Raw genomic sequence first — 7,352 nt, 5'->3', positions numbered from 1 at the left:
GCATCGGGGACGGCAGCTGCCCGTTCGGGAACTTCTCTTTGGCCCTGAACGGCGGCAACCAGGTCAATGCCACGCAGAACGGCATTGGCCGTCGTCGCCTGCACTTCGGTCTGAAGCTCATCTTCTAACCGAAGCAACGCTCAACTCTTCAGGCCGGCCGCAAGGCCGGCCTGATTTTTTTGAAAGCGGCTTTGGGCTATGCGTTCTTGGGCAACCGCCGAAGCTCCTAGCTTCTAGCCAAGTAGCTGAAACAACAAAGCCCCCGCCTTCTCGCGGGGGCTTTCGTTTTTCGAATTGAGCTTACTGCACCAAAAACGTGTAATGGCTGGCCGAGGCCATGAAGAACAGCATGGGAATGGAAAGCCAGGTGTTGGTTCGCGAGGCCAGGAATGCCTGCCGCGCCAGCTTCGCGCTTTGCTCCGGTACGGGCGTCCCATCGGTCACGTTGGCCCGCGTCCAGGCGATGATTTTCTTCTGGTTCCGCCAGATGATGCCCCACACGTTGAACAGCATGATGAATCCCAAGCCGCCGCCCACGCCGATGGATAGCATGCGGCTGCTCTCCCACCCGTGCGCATTCAGCTTCAGATAGATGGTGCTCGCCCCGAACATCAGGGCTCCCACGAACACCGCCAAAATCCATCCTTTGTTGAGCGCGCCCTTGCCGTGCGTCACCAGCAGCATTTCCAGCACCCACGCCCCGATCCAGATGCCCAGGAAGTTCAGCACCGAGTTCATGGAACTGGCGCTCAGCCCGTGTACCGCCGCGTTGCGGGCATCCGCCGCCACGATGATCATCCAGTACATGAAGCCCGCCAGCACCGTCATCATGGCGCCCCACCGGAACCACCACAGCGCCCGCGGCATCAGCGCCAGGTTGACCTTGCCCTTGTAGGCGGGTTCCAGTTCTTTCTGAAAAGGCACGTTCACCAGGTTGAAGAAATACAGCAGCCCGATCCACGTGATTCCGGCCAGGAAATGGATCCAGCGCAGCGTGACCTCGTACAGCGGCCCGTCTCCCGGGGGCAGGATTCTCACCTGGAAAAAGGCGGGCAACGCGGAACTCAGCAAGTCCATGGTTGGCTCCTCGACAAAGGGTTCGACTGCTGCCGTCGGCGCACGAGTATACAAGAACTTCACTCTGCGGGAACCGCAAAGCTCAGAACGCAGGAGAACCGGAACGCATCCGCAGCGGCGCCTGCGGTTGAAAATCCCCTCACGCAGCCGTATGGTAGGAGTTAGGAGGGCGGCGCAGCCCCGGTGCACGCCCGGACCTCCGCCAGGCAGAAATGCCTACGCCCATGGATCTCAAGCCGGCTCAGAACATCCAGGACGCCTTCCTCAACAACGCCCGCCGCGACAAGTCCGTGGTGACTATCTATCTGGTCAGCGGGGTGAAGCTCACCGGCCGCATCCGCTCCTTCGACAAGTATTCGGTCATCCTGGAGTCCAACCACCAGGAGCAGCTCATTTTCAAGCACGCCATTTCGACCGTGGTGCTGCCGCGCCCCGGCCACGGCGCCGAGTCAAGGTCCGCCGCCGCGACCGCGCCCGCCGCCGCCCCCGAGCCCTCTTCCGCCGACTCTCCGGAGGCCTGACATTCGCGGAAGCTCGCGCGACTCCGGCTCTCGCCTCCTCACTCGGGCGGAGCACGCCCGCCGCCGGCGCGCTCTCACCCAGGCCACTGAGCGAGCCTTCCTGGCCGGATTGGAGTGGGGACCACGCCGTATCCGGACGGGTTCCATCCCCGATCAGGCGCGCCGGGCTTCGGCCTCTGCCCGCCAGCCGGAGCAGGAAACCATCTCTACCGTTTCTGTCGAGGAATCCCTGGCCGAGCTGCGTGAGCTGGCTTCGAGCGCTGGCGCTCTGGTCGTGGGCGAGCTGCTGCAGCGCCGCGACCGGCCCGATCCCGCCACGTTAGTCGGCCGCGGCAAGCTCGAGGAGATCTCCGGCGCCCTGGCCTCCACCGACGCCGACCTGCTCATCTTCGACCACGACCTTTCACCCTCGCAGCAGCGCAACATCGAGCAGGTGGTAGGCACGCGCGTGGTCGACCGCACCCAGCTCATCCTCGATATCTTCGCCCGCCACGCCCGCACGCGCGAAGGCCAGCTCCAGGTCGAACTGGCCCAGCTCGAGTACCTGCTGCCTCGCCTTGCCGGCCGGGGCGTGGAAATGTCGCAGCTCGCCGGCGGCATCGGCACCCGCGGCCCGGGCGAAACCCAGCTGGAAACCGACCGCCGCCGCATCTACCGCCGCATCCGCCACATTCAGCAGCAGCTCGAAAAAGTCCGCCGCACCCGCGCCCAGCAGCGTCAGCGCCGCGAATCCGTGCCCGTGGCCACCGTCGCCCTGGTCGGCTACACCAACGCCGGCAAGTCCACGCTGTTCAACTCCCTCACTCGCGCCGGCGTCGAGGAATCGCCCCGCCTGTTCGCTACCGTCGATCCCACCTTGCGCTCGGTCACGCTCCCTTCGCGCCGCCGCATCCTGCTTTCCGACACGGTCGGTTTCATCCGCAACCTGCCGCACACGCTCGTCACCTCCTTCCGCGCTACGCTTGAGGAGGTGGAGCGTGCCGCGCTGCTGCTGCACGTCATGGACGTCACCAGTCCCGTGGCCGCCGACCACGAAGCCCAGGTGGAAAAGGTGCTGGGCGAACTCGACGTGGGCTCGAAACCGCGCCTGCGCGTGATCAACAAGATCGATCTGCTCCCGGCCGCCGAGCGCGATTCCAAGCTCGACGACGAGCGCACCGTGCACATCTCCGCCGCTCGCGGCATCGGCGTCTCCACCCTGCTCGACCGCATCGACCAGATGCTGCAGGACGACCCGCTCAGCCGCGTCCACCTTCGCTTGCCGCAGGCCGAAGGCAAGGCGCTGGCCATGGTCGAAGCCCGCGCCCGCGTCTTCGCCCGCCGCTACCGCGACGGTTTCGTCGAACTCGACGCCCAGGCGCCTGCATCGCTGCTGCGCAAGCTACGGCCCTACGTCGTCGAGTAAAGCTTGGTTTCGTTTGTCATTCCGAGCGCGGCGAGGAATCCCGATGGCCGGCTTCTACGTTAGGGTGAGCGGGGAGCGTTCCAACTAGTCACTGACCACTGACCACTGCCACTGCCTTACTTCATCGGTTTATACAAAAACTCTACCGCGTTCAGCTTCCCGCCCACGTCGCCTTCGATCCGTGCCAGCAGCGACCCATCTGCCCGCTTCTCATAGATGATGCGCTGCGGAAAATCATGCTGCAGATTCTCGAAAGTGGCCCGTTGTTTTTCGAGCGTCACCAGCTTGAAGTCGGTGGGAGGGCCGCCGTTGGGCTGCGCGACGTAGAAGATGCCGTCCGCGCGCTCCTCGATCCGCAGGAACTCGAACTCGACCGTCCGCCCGCCGGCCACCGTGCGGCTCATCCCCATCATCGTGCCGCCGGCTGGATGGCTCCAGTGCTCGTCGATCATGGCCTTGCCCCGTTCGGTTTGCCAGTCGCCGGCCATCCACGCCAGGTCCTTCATTTCCAAGTTGGACGAAGCGTCGGGAGCAGCAAGAAGAAGCGTCGCGGTCAGCAACGCCGCGAGGAGCGCACTTGCTCGTGGTAGTCTCATGCCTCGCAGCCTATCGCTTCCCCTCATTCAAGTCTCGAAAAAGTCGGACCAGTCTAGCCCTACAGGCGGCCAATCGCCAGCAGTCAAGGGCTAGTAGCCTAGAGGCTAGTAGCTCTTTCTGAGAACTGGGAACCGATAACTGACCACTGGCCACGCAATTAAATGGGCCCGCAGCCAAGAAGCGGTGACAATTCCTTGGCTACAGGCCCATTCGATCCTGAAACGGATCGGAGGTGATACCTCTATGGTATCCCCACTTGGCCCAAAGTCAAGGGTTGCTTTGCCCTTCCGAAGCCCTGCAAATGCCTCTCGGGACTCGATTTCCGCTGCGTTGACACCCCCTGCGCCCGATGTTAGCTTGTAAGGTTGGGCGCGCTCGCAACCTCCTTTTCGTAAGCTTCAGGCATGGAAGAAACCCTTAAGCAAGTGGGCGGATTACTGCTCGCGGCCATCCCCACGATGGTCCTGTTCATGGTCGTTCTGCTTTCCTACCTGTTGCTCGTCCACCGCCCGCTCACTCGCGTCTTGGCGGAGCGCCACGCCCGCGGCGAGGGCGCCATCGAAAAGGCCCGCGCCGATATCGCCCAGGCCGACGCCCGCACCGCCGAGTACGAGCAGAAGATTCGTGATGCCCGGCTGGCCATCTTCAAGGCGGCGGAAGACCGCCGCAAGAAGTCCCTCGAGGCCCGCGCCAACGCGATCGCCCAAGCCCGCGCCCGCGCCGAAGACCTGGTCCATCAGGCGCGCATGTCGCTCGAAGGCGAAGCTGCGGGCGCGCGCCGTACCCTGGAAGCCGAATCCGAGCGCCTCGCCCACGAGATCATCCAGACCATCCTCAAGCCCGCCGTCCTGGCCGGCGGAGGGCAGGGATGACCGCCACCCGCATCTCGCTTCTCGTCTTGCTGTGGATCGGGCTGATTCAAGCTGTCTCCGCCATCGCCCAGGATCATCAGCCCGCCGCCGAGCCCAGCCATGAAGCCTCCTCCGCTGGTAAGCCTGCGGCGGAGCACGAAGCGGAGGACGAACACGCCGCCTTCAAACACTCTCCTTCGGTGAAGAAGATCGCCGAATGGACCGGCATGAGTGTGGAAAGCGCCTACTGGGTCAGCACGGTGCTCAATTTTGTGGTCGTGGTCGTCTTCCTTTGGATCGTGCTTCGACCTGTGATCGGGAAGGCGTTTGCCGACCGCTCTGCGGCCATTCGCCAGTCCATCGACGAGGCTCGCAAGGCCAGCGAAGAGGCCCAGAAGCGTTTGGCGGATATCGAGAGCCGCCTCGCCCGCATCAGCACCGAGGTGGATGCGCTGCGTTCCGCCGCAGACGCCGATGTGGCCGAAGAGGAAGCCCGCCTGCGCGCCGCCGCCGAGGAAGACAAAGCCGCCATCCTGCGCGCCGCCGAGGAAGAGATCGGCGCTGCCGCCCGCCTGGCGCGCAAGGATCTCAAGGCCTACGCCGCGGAGCTGGCCGTTTCCCTCGCGGAGAAGCGCATCCAGGTCAGCCCCCAGACCGACCAGCAGATGGTCCGCAACTTCCTCGACCAGCTCTCCAAGGACGGAAGGTAGACCATGGCCGCCGTCGTCAGCCGCTACGCCCGCGCCCTCGCCGACCTGGCCATGGAGAAGCATCTCGATCCGGCCCAGACGGTCGCCGAGCTCAACGGCCTGGCCGGCGTTGTGGCCCAAAGCCAGGAGCTGCGCACCGTGCTGGAGAATCCCTCCGTGCCCTCACGCCAGAAGCTGGCTGTGCTGGATTCCATCGTCGCCCGCCTCGGCGTTTCCCGCTACCTGCGCAACTTCGTGGCTGTGGTCATGGACCATCGCCGTATCGCGGCGCTGCCCGAGATCGCCCGCCAGTTTGCGCTCGAACTGGATTCGCGCCTGGGCTTCGCCGAGGCCGAAATCACTTCGGCCCGCGAGCTTGCCGAGGAGGAGAAGCGCGACCTGACCGCTCGCCTGGAAAAGCTCACCGGCAAGAAGATCCGCCCACGCTATCACCGCGATCCGCAGGTGTTGGGCGGCGCGCTCATTCGCATCGGCTCCACCGTGTATGACGGCACCGTGCGCGGCCAGCTCCGCCGCCTTAAGGAGCAACTCGCTGGTACCTGAGAGATTTCACTGGGTACTGGGTACTAGGTACTGGCTACTGACTGAGAACTGAGAACCGGGAACTGAGAACTCAACATGGCACAAATCAAAGCCGACGAAATCACCCAGATCATCCGCGAACAGATCGAAAACTACGAGTCTCGCGTCTCCGTCGACGAGGTTGGCACCATCATCACCCTTGGCGACGGCATTGCCCGTATCCACGGCCTCGACAAGGTCATGGCCGGCGAGATGCTCGCCTTTCCCCACGGTATCTCCGGCATCGCCATGAACCTGGAAGAAGACCAGGTCGGCTCTGTGATTCTCGGCGACTACACCGAGCTCAAGGAAGGCGACCAGGTCAAGCGTACCGGCCGCATCATGAGCGTGCCCGTGGGTGAGGTCATGATCGGCCGCGTGGTCAACTCGCTCGGCCAGGCCATCGACGACAAGGGCCCCATCTCCACCGACAAGTACATCGCGCTGGAGCGCCTAGCGCCCGGCGTGGTGGACCGCCAGCCGGTGCGCGAGCCCATGGAGACCGGGCTCAAGGCCATCGACAGCATGATTCCCATCGGCCGCGGCCAGCGCGAGCTCATCATCGGCGACCGCCAGACCGGCAAGACCGCCGTCGCCATCGACACCATCATCCACAACAAGGGCAAGAACCTCATCTGCATCTATTGCGCCATCGGCCAGAAGCGCAGCTCCATCGCCCAGGTGGTGAAGATCCTCGAAGACTACGGGGCCATGGAGTACACCATCGTCGTCGCGGCCTCAGCTTCCGAGCCCGCTCCCATGCAGTTCATCGCGCCCTACGCCGCCTGCGCCATGGGCGAGTATTTCCGCGACAGCGGCCGCCACGCCCTCTGCATCTACGACGATCTCTCCAAGCACGCCGCCGCGTACCGGGAGATCTCGCTCCTGTTGCGCCGTCCGCCGGGCCGCGAAGCCTATCCTGGCGACGTGTTCTACCTGCACTCCCGTCTGCTGGAGCGCGCCGCCAAGTTGAACGACAAGCTCCAGGGCGGCTCGCTCACCGCGCTGCCCATCATCGAGACCCAGGCTGGCGACGTTTCGGCTTACATTCCCACCAACGTTATTTCCATTACCGACGGCCAGATCTACCTGGAGACCGACCTGTTCAACAGCGGCGTCCGTCCCGCGGTGAACGTCGGACTGTCGGTCAGCCGTGTCGGCGGCAACGCCCAGATCAAGGCCATGCGCCAGGTCGCCGGCACTCTGCGCTTGGAGTTGGCCCAGTTCCGCGAGCTGGCGGCTTTCGCCCAGTTCGGCAGCGACCTCGATAAGGCCACACAGGCCCAGCTCAACCGCGGCCGCCGCCTTACCGAGGCCCTCAAGCAGGATCAGTACACGCCCATGTCCGTACCCAAGCAGGTGATGGAGATCTTCGCCGGTACCGGCGGATTCCTCGATAGCCTCCCGGTCGAACTCGTCCGCGAGTTCGAGGCGGAATTCTTCAAGTACGTGGACTCGATGTACCCCGACGTGCTCAAGAAGATTGCGGAGAAAAAGGCGCTCGACGACGCCCTGCGTTCCGAAATGACCAAGATCGTCACCGACTTCAAGGAGAAGTTCGTAAAAGACCGTCAGTTGGCGGCTGCGTCTTAGCTGATGGCTGAATGGCTGATTGCTGAAGGCTGCTTTT

The 7,352-nt window shown here is 64.0% G+C and carries 8 protein-coding genes; 6 read left to right on the top strand and 2 right to left on the bottom strand.

Translation table 11 applies throughout. The annotated features are described in order from the left end of the window. Positions 1-300: 300 nt before the first annotated feature. On the bottom strand, positions 301-1,077 hold the full coding sequence (locus VLE48_12155; protein HSA93757.1) for a urate hydroxylase PuuD: 777 nt from the start codon (positions 1,075-1,077) through the stop codon (positions 301-303). A gap of 212 nt (positions 1,078-1,289) precedes the next feature. Here VLE48_12155 and hfq point away from each other — a divergent pair, with 212 nt between their 5' ends. Both hfq and hflX read left to right on the top strand, forming a co-directional pair. After that, positions 1,290-1,598: an RNA chaperone Hfq gene (gene hfq, locus VLE48_12150; GenBank protein HSA93756.1), complete on the top strand. Its 309-nt coding sequence runs from the start codon at positions 1,290-1,292 to the stop codon at positions 1,596-1,598. Between the two features lie 109 nt (positions 1,599-1,707). Next, positions 1,708-3,003, top strand: a complete 1,296-nt coding sequence (gene hflX, locus VLE48_12145; protein ID HSA93755.1) for a GTPase HflX — start codon at positions 1,708-1,710, stop codon at positions 3,001-3,003. Between the two features lie 116 nt (positions 3,004-3,119). Here the strand turns inward: hflX and VLE48_12140 are convergent, their stop codons facing one another. Next, positions 3,120-3,599 (bottom strand): DUF6265 family protein, encoded by a 480-nt coding sequence (locus VLE48_12140; protein HSA93754.1) that lies wholly within the window; start codon positions 3,597-3,599, stop codon positions 3,120-3,122. Positions 3,600-4,004: 405 nt separating this feature from the next. Here VLE48_12140 and VLE48_12135 point away from each other — a divergent pair, with 405 nt between their 5' ends. From VLE48_12135 to atpA, 4 genes are all read left to right on the top strand, one after another. Next, positions 4,005-4,472 carry a hypothetical protein gene (locus tag VLE48_12135; GenBank protein ID HSA93753.1) on the top strand — a complete coding sequence of 156 codons (468 nt, stop codon included), beginning with the start codon at positions 4,005-4,007 and terminating at the stop codon, positions 4,470-4,472. Beyond that, a complete protein-coding gene (locus VLE48_12130) occupies positions 4,469-5,161 on the top strand; it encodes an ATP synthase F0 subunit B (protein ID HSA93752.1) in 693 nt (230 codons plus the stop codon). The genes VLE48_12135 and VLE48_12130 overlap by 4 nt, the downstream gene beginning before the upstream one ends. 3 nt (positions 5,162-5,164) lie before the next feature. Next, a complete protein-coding gene (atpH, locus tag VLE48_12125) occupies positions 5,165-5,704 on the top strand; it encodes an ATP synthase F1 subunit delta (GenBank protein ID HSA93751.1) in 540 nt (179 codons plus the stop codon). Between the two features lie 75 nt (positions 5,705-5,779). Next, complete coding sequence (atpA, locus tag VLE48_12120; protein ID HSA93750.1) at positions 5,780-7,315, top strand: F0F1 ATP synthase subunit alpha; 1,536 nt, start codon at positions 5,780-5,782, stop codon at positions 7,313-7,315. The last annotated feature ends 37 nt before the right edge of the window (positions 7,316-7,352 follow it).

This window comes from Terriglobales bacterium (assembly GCA_035454605.1).
Lineage (GTDB): Bacteria > Acidobacteriota > Terriglobia > Terriglobales > Acidobacteriaceae > DATMAB01.
The sequence above is the reverse complement of the archived record's forward strand: the minus strand, read 5'-3'. Positions and strand labels throughout refer to the sequence as shown.

What these genes read in the sequence shown, in the direction of transcription:
- VLE48_12155 (HSA93757.1), bottom strand. Translation starts at nt 1,077, where the DNA reads ATGGACTTGCTGAGTTCCGCGTTGCCCGCCTTTTTCCAGGTGAGAATC.
- hfq (HSA93756.1), top strand. Translation starts at nt 1,290, where the DNA reads ATGCCTACGCCCATGGATCTCAAGCCGGCTCAGAACATCCAGGACGCC.
- VLE48_12140 (HSA93754.1), bottom strand. Translation starts at nt 3,599, where the DNA reads ATGAGACTACCACGAGCAAGTGCGCTCCTCGCGGCGTTGCTGACCGCG.
- VLE48_12135 (HSA93753.1), top strand. Translation starts at nt 4,005, where the DNA reads ATGGAAGAAACCCTTAAGCAAGTGGGCGGATTACTGCTCGCGGCCATC.
- VLE48_12130 (HSA93752.1), top strand. Translation starts at nt 4,469, where the DNA reads ATGACCGCCACCCGCATCTCGCTTCTCGTCTTGCTGTGGATCGGGCTG.
- atpH (HSA93751.1), top strand. Translation starts at nt 5,165, where the DNA reads ATGGCCGCCGTCGTCAGCCGCTACGCCCGCGCCCTCGCCGACCTGGCC.
- atpA (HSA93750.1), top strand. Translation starts at nt 5,780, where the DNA reads ATGGCACAAATCAAAGCCGACGAAATCACCCAGATCATCCGCGAACAG.